This window comes from Cytobacillus stercorigallinarum (assembly GCF_014836495.1).
Classification (GTDB): Bacteria; Bacillota; Bacilli; order Bacillales; family Cytobacillaceae; genus Cytobacillus; species Cytobacillus stercorigallinarum.
On sequence record NZ_JACSQT010000003.1, the window covers coordinates 246,890 to 264,992 of the forward strand.

The 18,103-nt window shown below is 39.8% G+C and carries 19 protein-coding genes; 4 read left to right on the forward strand and 15 right to left on the reverse strand.

Annotation, left to right across the window (positions count from 1 at the left end):
• Positions 1–131 precede the first annotated feature (131 nt).
• Positions 132–638: a sigma-70 family RNA polymerase sigma factor gene (locus tag H9655_RS09195; protein ID WP_318245463.1), complete on the forward strand. Its 507-nt coding sequence runs from the start codon at positions 132–134 to the stop codon at positions 636–638.
• Here H9655_RS09195 and H9655_RS09200 read toward each other — a convergent pair.
• The 14 genes from H9655_RS09200 to pgsB form a co-directional block, all read right to left on the reverse strand.
• The gene (locus tag H9655_RS09200; protein ID WP_191813195.1) at positions 635–1,747 is read right to left on the reverse strand and encodes a capsular polysaccharide export protein, LipB/KpsS family; all 1,113 of its coding nucleotides are present in this window, start codon (positions 1,745–1,747) and stop codon (positions 635–637) included. The two genes, H9655_RS09195 and H9655_RS09200, sit on opposite strands and share 4 nt — an antisense overlap.
• Positions 1,744–3,948: a capsular polysaccharide export protein, LipB/KpsS family gene (locus H9655_RS09205; protein ID WP_191813197.1), complete on the reverse strand. Its 2,205-nt coding sequence runs from the start codon at positions 3,946–3,948 to the stop codon at positions 1,744–1,746. The genes H9655_RS09200 and H9655_RS09205 overlap by 4 nt, the downstream gene beginning before the upstream one ends.
• A gap of 20 nt (positions 3,949–3,968) precedes the next feature.
• The gene (locus H9655_RS09210) at positions 3,969–4,388 is read right to left on the reverse strand and encodes an HIT family protein (RefSeq protein ID WP_191813199.1); all 420 of its coding nucleotides are present in this window, start codon (positions 4,386–4,388) and stop codon (positions 3,969–3,971) included.
• Positions 4,389–4,400: 12 nt separating this feature from the next.
• Entirely contained in the window at positions 4,401–4,922 is a 522-nt protein-coding gene (locus H9655_RS09215) for a KdsC family phosphatase (protein ID WP_191813201.1), read from the reverse strand.
• Between the two features lie 11 nt (positions 4,923–4,933).
• A complete protein-coding gene (locus tag H9655_RS09220; protein ID WP_191813203.1) occupies positions 4,934–5,917 on the reverse strand; it encodes a KpsF/GutQ family sugar-phosphate isomerase in 984 nt (327 codons plus the stop codon).
• Complete coding sequence (gene kdsA, locus H9655_RS09225; RefSeq protein WP_191813205.1) at positions 5,880–6,761, reverse strand: 3-deoxy-8-phosphooctulonate synthase; 882 nt, start codon at positions 6,759–6,761, stop codon at positions 5,880–5,882. Before kdsA ends, H9655_RS09220 begins: the two co-directional genes overlap by 38 nt.
• Entirely contained in the window at positions 6,754–7,485 is a 732-nt protein-coding gene (kdsB, locus tag H9655_RS09230; protein ID WP_191813207.1) for a 3-deoxy-manno-octulosonate cytidylyltransferase, read from the reverse strand. The genes kdsA and kdsB overlap by 8 nt, the downstream gene beginning before the upstream one ends.
• Positions 7,442–8,812 (reverse strand): capsular polysaccharide export protein, LipB/KpsS family, encoded by a 1,371-nt coding sequence (locus tag H9655_RS09235; RefSeq protein ID WP_191813209.1) that lies wholly within the window; start codon positions 8,810–8,812, stop codon positions 7,442–7,444. Before H9655_RS09235 ends, kdsB begins: the two co-directional genes overlap by 44 nt.
• A 385-nt stretch (positions 8,813–9,197) precedes the next feature.
• A complete protein-coding gene (locus H9655_RS09240; protein WP_191813211.1) occupies positions 9,198–9,623 on the reverse strand; it encodes a hypothetical protein in 426 nt (141 codons plus the stop codon).
• A 399-nt stretch (positions 9,624–10,022) separates the two neighbouring features.
• Positions 10,023–11,642: a gamma-glutamyltransferase family protein gene (locus H9655_RS09245; protein WP_191813213.1), complete on the reverse strand. Its 1,620-nt coding sequence runs from the start codon at positions 11,640–11,642 to the stop codon at positions 10,023–10,025.
• Between the two features lie 13 nt (positions 11,643–11,655).
• The gene (locus tag H9655_RS09250; protein ID WP_191813215.1) at positions 11,656–11,814 is read right to left on the reverse strand and encodes a hypothetical protein; all 159 of its coding nucleotides are present in this window, start codon (positions 11,812–11,814) and stop codon (positions 11,656–11,658) included.
• On the reverse strand, positions 11,811–12,965 hold the full coding sequence (locus tag H9655_RS09255) for a CapA family protein (protein WP_191813217.1): 1,155 nt from the start codon (positions 12,963–12,965) through the stop codon (positions 11,811–11,813). The genes H9655_RS09250 and H9655_RS09255 overlap by 4 nt, the downstream gene beginning before the upstream one ends.
• Positions 12,966–12,983: 18 nt before the next feature.
• Entirely contained in the window at positions 12,984–13,433 is a 450-nt protein-coding gene (gene pgsC, locus H9655_RS09260; protein WP_095371783.1) for a poly-gamma-glutamate biosynthesis protein PgsC, read from the reverse strand.
• Between the two features lie 12 nt (positions 13,434–13,445).
• The gene (pgsB, locus tag H9655_RS09265; protein WP_191813219.1) at positions 13,446–14,627 is read right to left on the reverse strand and encodes a poly-gamma-glutamate synthase PgsB; all 1,182 of its coding nucleotides are present in this window, start codon (positions 14,625–14,627) and stop codon (positions 13,446–13,448) included.
• A 355-nt stretch (positions 14,628–14,982) separates the two neighbouring features.
• On the opposite strand from pgsB, the gene H9655_RS09270 reads away from it, so the two are divergent.
• Positions 14,983–15,786: a GNAT family N-acetyltransferase gene (locus tag H9655_RS09270; protein ID WP_191813220.1), complete on the forward strand. Its 804-nt coding sequence runs from the start codon at positions 14,983–14,985 to the stop codon at positions 15,784–15,786.
• A gap of 40 nt (positions 15,787–15,826) precedes the next feature.
• Here H9655_RS09270 and H9655_RS09275 read toward each other — a convergent pair whose 3' ends face one another.
• Positions 15,827–16,597: an SDR family NAD(P)-dependent oxidoreductase gene (locus tag H9655_RS09275; RefSeq protein ID WP_191813223.1), complete on the reverse strand. Its 771-nt coding sequence runs from the start codon at positions 16,595–16,597 to the stop codon at positions 15,827–15,829.
• 170 nt (positions 16,598–16,767) lie between these two features.
• Here H9655_RS09275 and H9655_RS09280 point away from each other — a divergent pair, with 170 nt between their 5' ends.
• Together H9655_RS09280 and H9655_RS09285 are read left to right on the forward strand one after the other, a co-directional pair.
• The gene (locus tag H9655_RS09280; protein WP_191813224.1) at positions 16,768–17,379 is read left to right on the forward strand and encodes a TetR/AcrR family transcriptional regulator; all 612 of its coding nucleotides are present in this window, start codon (positions 16,768–16,770) and stop codon (positions 17,377–17,379) included.
• Positions 17,372–17,833 carry a low molecular weight protein-tyrosine-phosphatase gene (locus H9655_RS09285; RefSeq protein ID WP_191813226.1) on the forward strand — a complete coding sequence of 154 codons (462 nt, stop codon included), beginning with the start codon at positions 17,372–17,374 and terminating at the stop codon, positions 17,831–17,833. Before H9655_RS09280 ends, H9655_RS09285 begins: the two co-directional genes overlap by 8 nt.
• Positions 17,834–18,103: the final 270 nt, after the last annotated feature.

Genomic DNA, 18,103 nt, shown 5'->3' on the forward strand with positions numbered 1-18,103 from the left:
TTACTAAAATACAAACAAAAAAATCTATAAAACTAGCTTTCCTCTCCTTTGCCTTCCCCTACCCCCACCACTTAAACTACCCCTACCTAGGAAAAAACCGGTAAGCGCGCTTCCTATAAGGATGATGGTGGGTGCAGGAGTTTGAGGTTGTGCTTCAGTCGTATGAGCCAATGATTTTTAAGATTATGAGGAGTTTGGGGATTTATCGGGAGAAAGAGGAGTATTATCAGGTGGCTGTGATTGCTTTGTGGGAGGCATGGGAGCGATATGATGAAGGGTTGGGGAAGCCTTTTATTAGTTATGCTTATGCTTGTGTGAGGGGGAAGTTGTTGAATGAGTTGAAGCGGTCGATTAATTATTCAGTGCGATGGGTAGTGGCAGAGGAAGAGTTTTGGTTATTGGTGGCGAGTGATGAAGTGAGCGATGATTCTACTGTTGAGTTAGAGTTTTTGCGGATTTGTCGAGGGTGTTTGACGGAGAAGCAGTTTAAGTGGGTATGGTATACGCTCATGTATGATTACTCGATTCGAGAGATTGCCCTTAAAGAGGGGGTGTCTATATCTGCTGTGAAGCAGTGGCGGGAAGGGGCACGAAGATCCCTGAGAAAGAGGATGGGGCGAGAAGGAACGCACCATTAAGTGTGAACAGGCGCATTCCTTTCTTCATTAATCAATCGAATTGTCTCTTCTAGAGTGATTGGCTCTTTGGTAGTAGGATTCATATATTTGGGATAAAGTAAATAGGCGGCAGCGAATACTTCAACAAGTGTACGTTGTCGCTTTCTTCTGGCTACCATTTGACGATCATCTGTTAAGCCCCAGTTGGAGTAAAAAGGGGCTCCAACTGTTGTAACGGGAATGCCTCTCATAAGCGCTTCGAAACCGGATAAAGAAGTAATAGTATAAACATGGTCGACGGTTTTTAGTGAATCATGCAAGCTAATTGGTTCGCTGACAATCTGTGCTAGATGAGAGACGTCTTTTGGATTGGATTGCAACGGCCTCTTGCCGGATAGTACGTCAGGATGCGGCTTATAAATAATTTGTGCATGAGGATTTTCCTCCCGAGCTAAGCGGACAAGGTCATTGTTCGTCCATCGACTGGCCGCTCCCATCAAAATCGAAGCATCATCTTCTACTTGTCCAATGACTAATATCCGTTTATTCATTTTCCTGCCGTAGACTACATTCACATCTTTATGTGAAAGATGGTTATATTTACTTAAGCCATTTTCTTTTATTTCTTCTATGATGTGCGCTGCACGATCTAGGATATCTTGGTCAAACTGATGATGATTGAGTAAATGCTCTAAGTCACTTGGTTGGGTACTATCATAATAAATACCTGTTTTGTCTATGCATAACGAGTATGGCAAAGTATGCAGTGCCCCTAAACCAACAGAGCGGACAAAGCCGTCTTCTACACGATAGATAGGAACTTGATAGGCTTCGGCGATATCTTCCAGTTGGACATGTTGTTTAGATCCCCATATTAAGAATACTTTTTCCCTGTTTATGCGAAGCAACCCGTGTAAAAATACAGTAGTAAAAGTATGGGGGATAAAAATAATTTCATATTCACGAAAAAATTCTTTCACACACTCTTGTTTCCAATGAGAAAAGTAGAATGCCAACGCTATAGGTTTTGTTTCATTATTCCTTTTTACCTGGCGAACAGTTTTTGTATATTGCCGTATCTCGTTTACTTTCCTAACACCTTTCTTTGCTAACCCTCGCCATTTTTTCACTGTAAGACACCTTCTACGATGTAGGATTTGAGCATATCCTTCTCTTTACTGCTACCTGAATATAGAATTTGTTCCTCGCCTATTTTTTCTCCTGTTTGTTGAACGACCCAGTAGAGTAATAATTCACAATCGCTTGGTTTTCTGCCCAGTTGATTAACTAGCTCACGATACAAACCTTGTGGGTAAGACTGTAACTCCACTCCTCGTTCAATCAGTGTACGCATATAATCTGAGCCATGCGGATAGCGATGAAGGAGACCAGGTTCATTACATAATAATAATTCCACCTGTGATAAGTTCACCTGCTCATGCAATTCAGGATGAATGGTACCAAATAAAATGAATGAACTGTTCCGATCAATCAATGGAAAGGATGGTGGCGTAACAAAAATTACGCTATCAAATTTTTGACAGAAATGATGCAGCGCCTCTTGTGACGTCGCTTCTAGTACAATCCCTACCTTTTTATGCGTGGTCAGCAGTTGTTGAAAACGGCCTTCTGATTGAATCAATTGATTAACAACCACTTTCTCACTATAAGTGGAGGCGTTTGATTGATCGTAATCAAAATTGACTGCCAAAGAAAGATAAGGCACCTCTATTGGTTCTATTTGCTTCTCTCGTAAAAGCTGTTTCGCCTTATAGGGGTGACCGCAATGATTAAGAATGGCTGCAAATTGCATGATATCTTCTCTAGAAAAATCGACATCCAACATTTTTAACGTCTCTTCTGTTGCATGTAATAACCTATCTGATGGACCTTCAATCTTCCATAGTAATCTGATTAAAGCAAGCATTTGCCGCTTAGATTTTTTCTCTACCTTTAATAAGGAGATAAGTGCTGCCTGATAATCTCCAATACCGGCAAGAGCAATGCCCTTTTCACAATGGAGAGGGTCAGGTAAGCTGCTCTGTTGCTGTTTTTCTTCGATTAGTTGCAAGCATTTTTCATATTGTCTCGCATCATTTAAAAGTTCAATATACACTTGCTCTCTTCCAGGTTGATAAACTAAATTTAATGCTTGTTTATATAATTGTTCAGCTTCAGAAAAGGCAAGTGCTTGTCTTTTCTTATCACCCTCTAGCTCCATACTTTCTGCACGTTGTCTAATTAAGATTTTCATTGCTTCTTCTAATTGAATATGTTCACCGGTATCCGGGTTCATATAGCGCGGATACACAAGATAGCTAATCGCAAATAACTCGTCAATCGTACGTTTCCGTTGTCTTCTCTCGTTAGGTTGCTTATCTGTTGTTAAGCCCCAGCCTGCATAAAATGGCGATCCGTAACAAGTAACTGGTATACCGCGAATAAGCGCCTCGAAGCCAACAAGAGAAGTCATTGTGTACACATGATCAATCGTCTGGAGCGCATCAACGATACCAAGCGGTTCAGTTACAACTTTCGCCACATCGGTCACGTCCATCGGATTAGAAAACGCCTTACGATATCCGCCAAGAACATCGGGATGTGGTTTATAAATGATTTCACATTCTGGGTGCTCTTTTGCAGCCGCACGAACGAGATCATTATTGGTCATTTTCGCTTCTAGTCCATATTGAATGGATGCGTCATCTTCTACTTGCCCAATGACTAAAATCCGCTTTGACTTTTTCTCACCATATATCTTATTGATATCAGCTTGCGCAGTATGGTTATATTTTGATACGCCCTGTTCAATAAGCTGTAGCCGACATTTTCTTGCTCGCTGCAACAATTCCACTGATACCTCGTAAGTATTTAATAATTCTTCTAAGTCTGATGGTTGCCGAGCATTGAAATAAAGCGTCTTTGAATCAACAGCGATGGATAAAGGAAACGTATGGGCTGCACCTAAGCCTACTGAGCGGACAAAACCATCTTCCACACGCAGGACTTTAATACCTTTCTTAGCTGCATAAGCAGTTAGCCCTTCAGGTTCTTTAAATCCCCAGACGATAAATACTACCTGAGATGCCTTTTTGATGAAAGGTTGCAATCTTTTTAAATCCCCTTGTCCAAAAACAAACGCGGTGCGATATTCCGAGAAAAATTTGCTGCTATGCTCCCTCTTCCAAGGATTAAAGCCGAACATAAAAGCGACAGGCAATGCCTCACTTTTGCTCCAATTCTCTCCCATTTCAATAAATGGCTTTTGTTCGTTCCCTTTATTTAGTGAAAGTTGTTTTAAACTTTTTTTTATTGTTTTTTTCCAACCCATACGTACAATACCTCCTTCCTTTATACATGTACGAAATGTGTTTTTAATCCTTCGTCCCAATCCACTTCCTTAAGAGAGGTGGCTGCTGCTCCACCCATGACGTCTGAAATGAATGGCAGCCCATGCTTAGCGCTCCCTTTTAGGCGTGGGATAAGATGAAAATGAAGGTGCCGTACAAGTTCGTTCATTGAAGTCATATATAAACGTTCACTGCCAATTACTTCTTTCAGTGCGCTTTCGACCACTTTGATGATCTGAAAAAAGTCATGCTGTTCTGCCTCGTTTAAATCGCTCCAATGTTCAATATGCCTCTTCGTTTCCAAGTGTAAATAGCCTAATGCAGTCTTTGATTCAACCGCAACAAGCATCCACCGATCATTTTTATAAATTACTTCACGCTTATGAGCGAGCTGTTTTTCACAAATTGCACAGCTATTCAAAAGAAACACTCCTTACTGTCTGACCGCCTGTTGGTTAAGAAAATCCTTTACAAGAGCCGTGTAATCAAAACTTTGACGAAGAATGGATTCAATAATCTCCCGTACTGCACCATTGCCACCCATCCGTTCCGCAACGATTTCCGCTTCTTGCTTCACTTCCTCAATCGCGTTTGCTGGACATGCTGCTAACCCGACCATATTCATTGCTGTTATATCATTCAGATCATCACCGATATAACACATTTGATTCACATCAATATCTAGTTCACCCGCTAATTGCAAAAGGGTGGATACTTTATCTTTCACACCTTGCTGCACATGGTTGATGTTCAGTTCCGCAGCTCGTTTCTCAACCGCCGCAGATCGTCGGCCTGTTATAATCGCGACCTCTATCCCAACAAACTTCGCTAAGCTTATTCCCATGCCATCATGTACATGAAATGCCTTTAGTTCTTCACCACTACTCGATAAAAAGAGTTTGCCATCGGTTAACACACCATCAACATCTAACACGATTAAGCGAATATTTTTCATCAGTGTGCCTCCTACAACCCAAGATGCATAAGGTCATGAATATGAATCATACCTACGGGCTCATGTTTGTCATTGACAATCGGTAGCACATTTACTTTATGCTGTTCCATTAATGTCTTCGCTTCAGAAGCGAGATGGTTTTCTGTCAGATAATACGGTTGTGGGTTACAATACTGAAGGACTTGTTCCTCGAGTATTGTATTCGTCATCGCAAATGCTCTCCGAATATCGCCATCTGTTAAAATCCCGAATAATTCATTTTTCTCTGTGACGACACTGATCGCGCCCATCCCTTGTAAAGTCATCGAGAAGAGTGCTTCTTGAACAGTTGCATGTGTCGCAATGATCGGGTTTTTGCGGGTATTAGCAACCACATCGGTTGTTTTAAGTAATAATCTTCTTCCTAATGAGCCTGCTGGATGAAAGACGGCGAAATCTTCTGGCTGAAAGTTTCTTGCTTCTAGTAAGGCAATGGCTAAAGCGTCTCCTAAAGCTAAAGTAACCGTCGTGCTCGTTGTAGGAGCTAAACCATGTGGGCAGGCTTCCACTACATTGCCAATGCAAAGGACAATCTCTGACTTTCTAGCCAATGTCGATAATGGGTTTTTCACAATGCTAATCATTTTCGCACCGATTCTTTTTATGGACGGGATGAGCTGTAATACTTCTTCCGATTCCCCACTATTTGATATCGCTATCACTACATCCTTAGCCGTAACCATCCCCAAATCTCCATGCAACCCTTCCGATGGATGAAGGAAAATAGAAGGTGTACCTGTACTCGCCATCGTAGCATTGATTTTTCTGGCAATTATGCCTGATTTACCTATGCCTGTAATAACCACTCTTCCTTCACATTGGAGAATCATGGCAATCGCTTCATTAATATGTGGACCGATTTGATCTTTTAACTGCATAATAGCTGTTGCTTCTTTTTCCAATACAGAAATCACGTGATTAGTATAATCCAGCTGGTTCGTTTTCATATTCAGCATGCTCATTCCCTCCTGCATAGGATGACGCTTTTAATAAACAATCCATGGCTACAATCGGTTTTAAGATTTGTTCGACATCACTTAATTTCACCATATTCGGTCCATCAGATAACGCTTTATCAGGGTTAGGGTGAACCTCCATAAAAATGGCATCTACACCAACTGCTGCCGCGGCACGAGATAAGTAAGGAACAAATTCACGCTTTCCTCCTGTACTCGTACCATTGCCCCCTGGAATTTGCACACTATGTGTCGCATCAAATACAACTGGTGCCATTTCTCTCATCATTGGTAATGAACGCATATCAACAACTAAATTGTTATAGCCAAATGTTGAGCCTCTTTCTGTAAGTAAAATACGGTCATTACCTGCTTCCTTTAACTTTGTCACAACATTGATCATGTCATTAGGAGAGAGGAATTGTCCCTTTTTTACATTGATGACTTTTCCTGTTTTCGCTGCAGCAGTAAGCAAGTCTGTTTGTCTACAAAGGAAGGCTGGGATTTGGATAATATCCAGCACTTGACTAGCTAGTGCTGCTTGGCTAGGTTCATGAATATCTGATAACACAGGAATGCGAAAGGCATCCTTTACATTCGCTAACATATTTAATCCCGCTTGAAGTCCCGGCCCTCTTTCGGAAAAAATAGAAGATCGATTGGCTTTATCAAATGACCCTTTGAAGATAAATGGAATGCCTAAATGGGATGTAATTTCTTTTAATCTTGCCGCTGTCTCCATCACTACTTCTTTGCTTTCTAACATGCATGGTCCAGCAATCAATACAAAAGGACGCTCACCGCCAAATACGATTTCATCATTTAATCTGACTGTTTTAGACATACTGTTTTCCCCCTAGAATCTCTTCTATTTTTTGAATATCTTCTTTCGTGTCTACACCGTGAAACGGGTCATCTGTTGCAATCATCTTAATCATGATATTATTTTCTATCAGCCGCAGTTGCTCAAGCATTTCTGCTTGTTCAAGCGGTGTTTGTGGGAGCATAACGAATCTCATTAATATTTCTCGTGGATAACCATAGACGCCAATATGTTTGAAATAATCAGTTTTTTCTCCTCTTTGGAAAGGAATCGGTGCTCTCGAAAAGTAGAGTGCTTCATTTTCCTTATTTGTCACGACTTTTACCACATTTGGGTCCGTGATATCTTCAGGGCGATCAATTTTTTTCATAGCGGTAATTACAGCCCTATTTTGCTCTTTTCGAGAGGTTCGAACCATCTCATCAATCAAGGTAGGCTGGATGAGGGGCTCATCTCCTTGAATATTAATGAAAAAGTCACCTTCTATATTGGATGCTACTTCAGCCATACGGTCAGAGCCCGTTTCATGGGCGGCACTTGTTAATATCGCTTCACCCCCGATTGATTCAACTACTCGCTTAATTTCTTCATGGTCAGTAGCGACAATGACACGCTCTAATTCTTTCGATTGGCACACTTGGCGATATACTCGTTCAATCATTGGAACGCCAGCAATAAGCGCAAGTGGTTTACCTGGGAATCTAGTCGATGCGTACCTTGCGGGAATGATTCCAATCGCTTTCATCCAATACACCTCTCTCATAATCTTCTAATCTATTCGCTAAATTTTTGGCTGTTTGTTTATTAGGTCGATTAAGCACACCTTCTGTTTGATAATGAAATCGTAAATAATAGAGAAATTTTTCAATTTTATCTATAGATAAAGGAGTCGATAATGACTTTTGCAAACTTTGATATAAAAGATCTGGATGCGGACATCTTTCTACAAGTGGGTCAATATTGTATAAGGCATCTCCTAATGTAATCACTTTCTTGTAGTGAGCAAGCGCTTCTATTCCTACCGTTGAATTGACCGTTACCACAGCTAAGCTTGCCTTCAAAAGCTTGTCCATCCGATATTTCTGAACAAATTGTACATTTGTATATTTGTTCTTCAATGATTGATAGTTTTGTCGTGATAAGTCTTCAGGGTGTTCCTTTACAATGACTTTAATTTGCCTGTGATACGTTTGGTTATATTGTTCCACCGCTTTTAAAGTAATCTCTAGTAATTGCTCCATTGATTGAATATGTGGTGAATGATAAAAGATTTGCGTATCACGAGACACTTGAAACGGGAGAAAGATATATTCACCACGCAAATCAACCTCATCTTCTTTTCTTCGGCTATACCATTTCTTATGAACGAAATATTTGAGTCCTTGCCAGAAATTAATATGAGCAAAATAGTTTGGATGGATACGCAAAAGTGACCCTGCCATTGATAATAGTTTTGCTGAAGCAACTTTCAGTAAATTTTCCCTCTTTAATTGCTTAAGTGATGTTTCCTCAGGGCGGAACATATATTTCATCAGACGCGGACGGTCAACCTCAATATCCTGATAGAAAGAGAAGTCTCTCGGGACGCTCGAACAGGCATTAATCCCATTCGGATCACACGTAATCGTATACGGTCTGAACAGCCCATCTTCAAAGAAATACGTCCGCAAACCCTTCTTCTTTGCTAAATAACGGCATATTTGGTCAATCCAGTGATAGCCATTAAACAAGCAAATAACTTCTATGTTGTGTCTATCAAGCAGGTGATCTAGTGCTGCCATGTACCGCTTATACATCCTAAGCTCACTTAGCGGGATCTCCTTTTGCAGTACTCTTTTTGTAAAAGTAATATTATATATCTGTAGATCCATTAACTCCTCGTCACTAATCGGGTATTCCTCTTTCGCCACATGATGAGGTAAAAAAACGGTTGGAATGGTCGTTTTCATTAATAACTCATTTAATTCAAGCTGGATTAAATGAACTTGATGACCTTTTCCTTCCAACTCAGCCCCAATATCATGAAAAAGCCTCTTATTGCGATTGCCTCGAATAAACATGAAATGAGCCATTAGCATCCTCCAAATTCATCGGCTGTATTTAACGCTTTATTTGCCTAGAGTGTATCATGACAATCGCCGAAAAATGACGGATTTACCGATTATTTACAAACCATTTAATAGATATTTACATTTGTTAGAAAATTTTTATAATAGTTAATAGAGAGTTTACAATTTAGAAGAAGTCATTTAAATAATGGGAGTAGATCTAGATTTTCTTTTCACAACAATCTCCACTGGGATGATGTGCTATAGAATACTTAGTTGAGTTAGACGAATTTTTTTGCGTGTAACCTCAAACTCACAGTGTAGATTTTTGATTATTTCATACTCTAGGAAGACAATCATTTTGTTGGCGGTTTTTCTATTTATAATCGCAAACTCTGTATTTTTTTGTTTACGTAACATTTGTGCACTTCTCCCTCTTATGGGTGTAATCCTCATTTACCAACACAACTTGTGGTTTTTCAAACCTTCTTAAGTGGACATTTCCCTTTTGCCCACACTTCTTATTCATTTTGATCCCACTTGTGGGGGCTTTTCCTCTTTGACCACACTTCTTATTCATTTTGATCTCACTTGTGTGGGCTTTTCCACTTTGCCCACACTTCTTCTTCATTTTGATCCCACTTGTGTGGGCTTTTCCTCTTTGACCACACTTCTTATTCATTTTGATCCCACTTATGTGGGCTTTCCCACTTTGACCACACTTCTTCTTCATTTTGATTCCACTTGTGTGGGCTTTTCCCTTTTGCCCACACTTCTTATTCATTTTGATCCCACTTGTGTGGGCTTTTCCTCTTTGACCACACTTCCTCTTCATTTTGATTCCACTTGTGTGGGCTTTTCCCTTTTGCTCACACTTCTTGCTGATTTTTTCCCTTCTTTTGTTTGTATTCTGGATTTAATCCTTCTCCTCTCCCTCATTACTTTTACGCGAATTCGACTTGCACACAATTCTTTGCTACGCACTCAGTTCGGGTTCACCCCCCTGAGTGCGAATATCCCCTTCTTCCAACACTATCCACTATCTACTTCGATTTCGTCTGTTTGCTCAACAAACTGAATATCCTACCTAATTTGCCCTTCGTTCTTCATAGAATTAATAGCGTCCACCCCGCTTTATTCATGCAACCATTTTCCACTTCGAGCTCATCCGGAAATCAAGGGCACTCATCAAAAAAGGCATTCAATCAAACGTTTGATTGAATGCCTGTTTCATTTATTCAGCTTTCTTCCATTCCCCTATTCTACGGGGATCTGCCGCTCCGTCTAGTGTACGGTCTTTTAGTTGTAGTGATAAGGCATTGACACTGCCGAAGTAAGTGGCATTGTCATTGATTTTCACTTTATAGCCTTTACTTTGTAGTTCGTTATAGGTTTCACGTTTGAAGCCTGGTTCAATTTCGATTTTGTCATCTTCTATATAAAAACGTGGTCGCTCTACAGCTTGTTGTAAACTATGACCATAGACAAGATGATAGAGAATGGATTCGGTGATCACTGCAGGAATTCTTCTTCCTCCAGGTGAACCAATGCCGATTACTTCTTTATCATTGGCTAGAATCGTTGGTGAGATAAAGCTCCTTGGCCGTTTTCCTGGTTCAAACACATTCGGACTTTTTTCATTTTCACTGTAATTGGTGAGTGCATTATTCAGGAAAAATCCTTCCTCCATATACTCACCTGTTCCAAAAAAGTTCCCTAATGAATTCGTTGTTGACACCATCATACCGCTTTTATCTACGACAACAAAATGAGTCGTATGTCCATAATCTTTACGTTCTGCCTCTGAATCATTTAATCGGGCACTTTTGAAAATGTCCTTATGTTCCTCTACCAACTCATCAGTAAACTCTTTACTCATTGATTTTTCCAAATCAAGGTCGGTATAATCCATATCCCCTATTTGTGATAATCTCTGCTCGTAGGCAATTTTACTAATTTCTCCGAAAGAGGCGACAAAAGATGGTTCATCGTCCCATTCTTGTTCCTCTAATACTTTCTCTGCCATCTGCAATGATTGAATAACAGTCAGCCCTGAGTATGGTGGGGCAGAGGAAAATACATCATATCCCATAAACTCTCCATGCACTGCTTTCATTTTTTGTGAAGTATACTTACTAAAATCACTGCGGTCAAATGAATCATGTTGCTCAGCAAACGATTCTGCCATGTCACCTCGATAAAAAGCTGCCGCACCGCCATCACGGATTTTTTTTAACGTTTCAGCAAGAGCTGGCTGGACGAGACGATCACCCACTTCTATCGGTTCGCCATCAATGATAAAAGGCAAATCGTCATCCTCGTCTATCCGATTATTCAATGCCACCTTAAAACGATAAGATAAATCCTCATCTACCTGGAAGCCATTTGCAGCTAGAGGAATCACTTTATCCATAATCTTTTTAAAAGACATACTTCCTTCAGCTTCATGAATATCTTCCATTCCCTTTACAAATCCAGGTATGCCTGAATCTGATTCTACTTCCTCAGAAGAAAGCGGAGCCATTTCTCTGTATTGCTGAACAAATGGCTTTGCGCCTTCTTGGTATACAAGAGTTTCTCCACCACCGCCAAGGCCTGAGCCATATGGTTCGACAACCGCTAATGCATAAGACACAGCAACAGCTGCATCAACTGCATTGCCCCCTTCGTTTAATACTTCCATTCCTACCTTTACAGCTAACGGGTGGCTTGCACTTACCCCGTATTCACCGCTCTCTGTTCCTATCATCGGGAGGCTCACCTCTTCCTCACCCTTTCCATCAAAAACCCACAGAAGAACAATCACAATGAGAATAACGACCAGCAATCCTAGCAGTATAAGTTTTTTCTTCATTGCTCCTCCTTCTTTAATCTTGGCTTTGTTGCACTTTCACCTTCAACAATTCTATTTGTATTTCTTGTTCTTCTTTTTCTGTTAGTGTATCTGTTTGACTAAAGCCCACAATGAAAAGGAATAAACCGGCTACAAATAAATAAGGCAATAAACGATTGAATACCTTCTTCATTCTTCCCCCTCCCTTTGTTTAACTGTAAACGTTAATTTATCATCAACTGTTGCGTGATCCACATCCAAATCTCTCGTTAATTGACGCATAATCGACTGCTCTGAGAGCTTGTCCCAGTTTGATAAAGGGGCCGGTGTAGCTTCTCGTATTTTCATAGGGGTAATTTCGAAATTCGTTTCCCCTGTAGGCATGAGATGAAATTGTACGAGGGCTGTTTCTCTCGTTCTTGACCAGCCTTGGTCGAAAATAAAGTTACCTAAGCTATAAAAAATAACTGTGTCATCATAGACCTCAATAGACTCTAATACATGAGGATGGTGTCCAATAACTAAATCTGCTCCAGCATCTGCCAACGCTCTTCCCAACTCTTTTTGGCGGTCACTCGCTCGACTATTATATTCACGTCCCCAATGGGCATGGACAATCACGTAATCTGCCTTTTTCTTTGCTTCTGCGGTTAAAGGGATAAAAGTAGCTGGATCAAAATCCAATATGCCGGCTTTTTTTTCTCCTGCCTTCGTTTCATCAGAACTTAAGTCAGAAAAACTCAGTGTCGCAATTGTTAATCCATTGATTTCCTGATAAGAAATACGATTTCTAGCATCGGTATGATTTGTCCCAGCGCCAACGGCATCGATTCCTTGTTCATGAAAGGCATCAAGGGTATCAATCATTCCCTGTTCGCCATAATCCATCATATGATTATTTGCCATGGCCATCGTTTGAAAACCAGCGTCCTTCATCGCCGCAACCGATTCACGATTGGCTTGCAATGTAATCTCTTTGTTTTCCATCGGTTCAAGCTCTCGATCACTTGCTACATTTTCGAAATTCCCTGTGACATAGTCCGCCTGATTAAATAATGGCTCAACATAACGGAATAAATAGTCATAACCATAACGTTTTGTTACTTCTTCCACATGTCTCCCAACCATTACATCTCCAACAGCCACGCCCGTTACTTGCGCATTTTCTTCTGGCTGAGCATCTGCCTCCGTACGAATATCAAAACTATAAATAATAGCAAATGCGACAATTAGCACCGGAAAAAGAATCATGATATGTATAGGAATACGTCTTTTCTGCTTCTTTAAGAAACGAAGAAGTTGTTCATGGAAATTGAGCTTCCTATGTTTCTTTTTTTGTTCCATTCTTGCCTTCTCACTCCTTTAAAATAGGTAATACACGTACATAATGCCAAATGTTGCAGCGGATAAAAGCAGGGTGCTACCTAATGTAATGGTAACTCCTTGTTTTTGAATCGTATTTGCAATCAATCCTGGGACAATGACCCCCAACCCTCTAAATTCATTAATCTCAAACGGTAATATCGGGTAAAAATAATCTAATATCAATTTGAGACATATCCCGGTAATCAGCATCGCAGCAAACTTGCGACGTCCGTATAAAATAACGACCTTTGATACGCCATATTTTACAATCACATAGGTTAATAAACTGACGAGCAAAATAATTAAAACAAAGATTGGCTGGTCCAATACAAGAGCCAGATAACCTGGCACGACTAACCCAGCAGGCATGATCCCAAATTTCTCAGCAAATAAGAGACTGAGTAGGACGCCTAGAATAAGAGATATGTATAAATCATCACCAAACATGGAAAACGCTCCTTAACTGACTAATTGTTTTATTTTCAAATGTTGAATTTCCTCTATTAACGGTTCTGCAGCACCATGTATATTGCCGACTCCATAAATGGTAGAACCTTTCATTTCTCCTTTTAAATGCTCGAGAATTTCTCTCGTATCCGATCCTTCTAAGTTTTCTAATGATTGTGCAGGGATAAGTCCCAGCTCGTATGCTTTCACAATCGGTTCTGCCGATTCCCCAATCACAACAAGCGTTTTCATTGGGATAAATGGTAAAACATCTCTCGCAAATTGTTCCGTACGATCGACACGGTCTGCACGGCAATTCATGATAACGATTGGTTCCTTTGTCGGGTATCCAACTTCTTCTACTCGCTTCCAAATATTCAAAGTCGAAGACGCATCATTTGCTGCAAAACCATTCACAAAATAGGATGGTTCTTTCGAATGTCCAATTGGCGAAATTCTCATCGCTCCTGGATCTGGTGGTGCATGGAGCATCCCTTGTCTTGCCGTTTTTTCATCAATACCAATCGCTTCTGCTACTGCCAGTGCTAAAGAGGCATTATCAGGGAAAACCATGTAATCGAACTGTTTTAAAAATGTTTCTGAAATCTTACTATTATCAGCGACAATCACAGTCGTGTTACGTTCAGCCGCTACTTTTTCGTAATAATCACGATATGCATCATCAGTAATAATTAAATAACCGTTATGAGGGATGGTCGCTGTAAAAGCTTCAGCAACTTCATCTAATGTTGGTCCCATCACATCCATATGGTCCTCTAAGACATTCACGATAACCCCGATATTCGCTTGTAGTAATTCTTCTTGGAAAGTAATTTGGTAATCGGGATTGACCGCCATACATTCACTGACTAATGCTTCTGCTCCACGATTAACCGTCTCTTTAATTACTTCCTTCTGTTCACCAATATTAGGCCCTTGAGGCTTTCTCACAATTGGTTTCTCTTCTGGATCATTCCAATAAATCATCCTCGCATCCGTTCCCGTTGTTTTTCCTACTGTCTTATAACCAGCTTCGAATAATATCCCAGTAATAAGCCTTGTGACAGTCGATTTCCCGCGGATTCCATTAATATTAACTCGTATCTTTAATGCATCTAGCCTTTTACGATGTTTTCTTTTTTCAATAATTCCTGCCGTTAATAAAATGAGACAGCAAACAACAATAATCCACATATGCCCGCCTCCTCTTTTCCTTTTTTTTCATTGTCAAATTGGCACGATTAATATATTAATATATAAATATTTCACTGCCATCACATGGAAATAAACTTTTTTTACCGATAGATGACAGTAGGATTTGGATTAATACTACAATTCCCGAGGAGTAAATCACTATAAATAAACATTTTTTTCTAATTGTTCAAACCGTTCTTCTTATAAAATATTTTTTATGTCCGTAGGTAGGTATTTCTTTTATAAAAAATAGATGACATAAGAAACGGATGCTGACATAAAATAGAAAAATATTTTTCAAAGAGGAAATATCCAGAAAGGTGTCGAAAAAGGTTGAACGGAGGATGTGAAATATATGAATGAAAAATTATGGGAACAAATCGAAATGGATACACTCACTTCGCGCCTTCATGCTATTGGAAACCGACCAAATAATCCACTCGGTGTATCCATCCAATCATTCGGACAAACAATGGCCTACACTGTTAAAAATATTCCGGGGCCAGCTTTTAATGTAATCAAAGGGTTTTGTGCGGAAGACGAGTTATTGCTTGATAAAATAATTGATTGGTATGATGAGAAACATATTCCTGCTCGCTTCGAAATTGCACCAAGTCATTATTCCCGATCATTATTAAAAGCATTGCACAAGCGCGGTTTTTATCAGACAGATTTTCATACCACTTTATATAAGCAGTTACCCGATACCATAAAACCAGTAAATCATGCGATAGAAATCCGTACTTTACGCCAAGATGAATTCCAGACTTTTGCTGACATATACATACAAGGCTTTCAAATGCCCTCTTTCTTACTAGAAGACGTAGCGCAGAACAATGCCGTCCTTTATCCGCTACCTGAATGGAAATTTTACTTAACACTAGTCAATCATGAACCTGCTGGAATCGGCGTGCTTTTTTGTAATGAAAAAGGGGCAAACCTCGCCGCTGCTGCTACCTTACCTGCTTTTCGTCAAAAAGGGGGGCAGTCTGCACTCATTCAACAAAGAATGCAACATGCGCAGGAAATTGGCTGCAAATGGATCGCTGGGCAAGCCTCCTATGGCTCAGTTAGTCAGAGGAATATGGAGCGGGCAGGAATGAGGGTTGCCTATACAAAAGCGATATGGGTGAGGGATGAGATTATTAAGAGGAAATAAAATAGAGCCCTTTTTAAAAAAGAGCCCTAACAATTGTATCTTATCTAGATGTATATCCAGCGTCGGCATGAATCGTAGTACCTGTAATATAAGATGATGCATCCGATGCTAACCAAAGACTTGCTTGTGCAATCTCTCTTGGTTGACCAAAGCGATTCAACAAGCTTAGTTGTGGTGCATACTCTTCTTCCGTAAAACCAAACTGATCAAGAGCACCTCTAAGCATTGGTGTATCAATTGCACCAGGAGCTACTGAATTCACACGTATATTTTGTGGACCATATTCCATAGCAGCTACTTTTGTCATTCCAACTACTCCGTGCTTAGCTGCTACATAAGCAATATTTTGTGGTTGTGGACGGAATCCGCTTACAGATGAGATATTAACGATGGAACCACCGTTTCCTTGTTTTTCTAGTTGTTGTAGCTCATATTTCAAACAAAGAGCCGTACCTGTTAAGTCAACAGACATTAAGCGGTGCCAATAATCTTCATCGAACTCAGCAGCTAATTTATCATCTGGTGTTAACGCAGCATTGTTTACAGCCACATCTAATTTACCGTATGTGTCTACAGCAAATTGCACCATGTTTTGTACTTCTTTTGATTTCGAGATATCTACTTTTACAAAAGCGGCCTCTCCACCACTAGCTTTGATTTCTTCTACTACGGCTTGGCCTTTTTCTTCATTAAAATCAGCTACTACTACTTTCGCTTTTGCCTCTGCAAAAAGTTTAGCCGTCGCTTCCCCCATGCCCATTGCTGCGCCTGTAACAATAGCGACTTTACCTTCTAATACTGGAAATGTCATTGTTCTTTCCTCCCTTTCCTTTGTTCAGTTTCTATTAAATCTCATCAATTTTAGTGTCTCAATATACAAATTGGGTTATTTTGTTCAGTAATGTTCAACCAATTTTATTTTGTTCAGTAAAATTGCAAAATATGTAGGAATTCAACATAATAAGAAAAGAGGTGATTCTCTTGGAGCATGATTTTTTAGATAAACGCGTACAACGATCACGCGCGGCTATTAAAACAAAATTTATTGAATTATTATATAAAAAGTCTTTCGACCAAATTACTATATCTGAGATTGCAAGAGAGACAAATTATAATCGCGGAACATTTTACGCCAATTTTCATTCAATGGACGAGTTACTAAAAGAGGTCATTGATGAAACATTACATGAGATGATTGAACAAATTGGTATTCCTTATCAAGCTTATGAACAAGTTTATTTACGAGAACTTCCGATTGAGGAGATTACATTATTCAATTATTTCAAAGAACAGGCATCACTATATCAATTATTATTAAGTGACCATATTCGCGTCGATTTCCGCTATCAAATGGCAAAGGCCATTGAACAGCTTTTTTTAGATGAATACGACTATGTCCTACCTAAGGACAGTTCAGTTGACGCTAAATGGTTATATATTTATCGCGCCAATGGCATTGCCGGTCTCATTATTCGTTGGATTGAAGAGGACTTCCCGCATACGCCCACTTATATGGCAGAACAAATTGTTGAACTGATGGTCGTTTCGACTGAATCTTTTTTTGTAAAAGGAAAGGGGCATCCTCATGATTAAAGTGTTATTTGTTTGTTTAGGTAATATTTGTCGTTCACCAATGGCGGAGGCGATATTTAGACATAAGGTGGAACAAGTTGGGTTAGAGAAGGAAATATTCGTAGATTCTGCAGCGACGAGCGCTTGGCATATTGACGCGCCTCCACATAAAGGGACACTCGCTATTTTAAACGACTATCGTATTTCCTCTAAAGGATTAAAAGGGCGTCAACTACAGAAAGAAGACTTTGAAGCATTTGATTATATTGTGGCAATGGATGAATCGAATATAAAAGATATATACAGTATACTTGGTCAACCTCAACATCCAAAAATTTTCCGTTTGTTAGATTTAACTGAAGGTGTAAAAGATGTGCCTGACCCTTACTATACCGGAGATTTCCAAGAAACATATGAATTAGTGAGCGCTGGTTGTGAAGCGTTGATGAAGAAGATAAAAGAAGAACGAAGATGATGAGCCAGATGTTTGTATATCCCCTTCCCCATTGCTCGGCGGTCAGTTTACCGAAAAGAATGGGGATAGGTTGTACACTTTTCTGGTCCATCAGCATGGAATTGCAGCAATTTTTTCTAAAATCCCTTTCATCTGCAATTAAATTGGTCGTTATAAAATCGCTTTGGCCAAGTTTCCTACAACTGCTCTGTAGTTAGGATTTCCCTATCGACGATTCTCAAATGATCGATACGTGTGAAAATTTCCTCAAACCATTATGGATCCATAGAT